At 64.5% G+C, this 1,045-nt stretch carries 1 protein-coding gene; it reads right to left on the bottom strand.

Translation table 11 applies throughout. From position 1 onward, the window contains the following. A partial coding sequence (locus tag ACP7EY_RS23965; RefSeq protein WP_426197758.1) for an IS4 family transposase occupies nt 1–847 on the bottom strand: 847 nt, incomplete at its 3' end. Between the last annotated feature and the right edge of the window lie 198 nt (nt 848–1,045).

Genomic DNA, 1,045 nt, shown 5'->3' with positions numbered 1-1,045 from the left:
GCCAGCGTTGGTGGTACAGGTCGCCAAACTCGTGGGCCGGAAACGCCGCCGGGTCGAGTAGATTGGTCATCAGTACGCGCACCTTGCCGGTGCTGGCGATGTGACGCACCAGGCGCACCATTTGTGCCGTCGCCGGGCACTCGTAGTCGATGGCGTCGCGCCGATCGGGGGCGGCCAGCGTGACGATCCGCTCGTCGTCGTCCGAGCGCATGAAGTCGCGCACGCACGCGAAACCGGCGTTACCGGCCTTCTCGACGCGCATGCAGAAGCCGACACCGCGCGCGTTGAGCGCGGCGACCAACCAGCGCGATGGATAGCCGCGGTCCATCAACAGCAGGTCGCCGCCAGAGAGGCGGTCGAGGTGTTGGAACAGCATTTGGCGCTCGCCTTCGTGGATGCTGTGCAGTGAGGCGGCCAGCATCATCTCGGCACCTGGCAGGTAAAGGCCAAAAGCGATTTGGTCGGCACTGGCCGCGCGCGCGACGTGGCTGGCGCGGCGCCCAAAACGCAAGGTCGAGGCGTCGGCGGCAACAAGGCGCCGGCCGCGCCAGCGCGGCACGACGCCGTCGGCGTCGGCGCGCGCGACAAGCCAGTCGTTGAGCGCCGGGATGGCGGTGGTGGAGAGCTTGGCGCGAGCCTTGGCAAAGGCTTGCTCAGAGACATGGTGCACGAGTTGGGCCTGCTCCTTGAGATGGGCGAAGAATTCATCGAGTTCGGTCTGCACACTTTTACGCATGCCGCTGAGCATGACGGCGACCAACGCGGGCAAGGGCAGCTTACGTCTGCGCACGAAGGCATTGCCGGCGTCCGCGTGGCAAGCCAGGTCGCGGAACTGCGGGGAATGCATGAACTGGGAAAACGCAGTGAACAACGACGGTAACGACATGGAGGCCAATGAAGATCAAAAAGATCTTCATTGGCCGCCGCCCTGCTCGCGAACACCCCTCGCAATCAGGGCGGCGGCCGCGCGAAGCGGCACTCCTGTCAAGAATTAAATGATGTCGACGGAGAAAAAATGGGCCGTCCGCTTAAGTTCGGTGGATTG

Origin of the sequence: Massilia sp. DWR3-1-1 (assembly GCF_049898325.1) — a bacterium.
GTDB lineage: Bacteria > Pseudomonadota > Gammaproteobacteria > Burkholderiales > Burkholderiaceae_D > JAFCUW01.
Note: the sequence above shows the minus strand (reverse complement) of the source record. Positions and strands in the feature narration are given on the sequence as shown.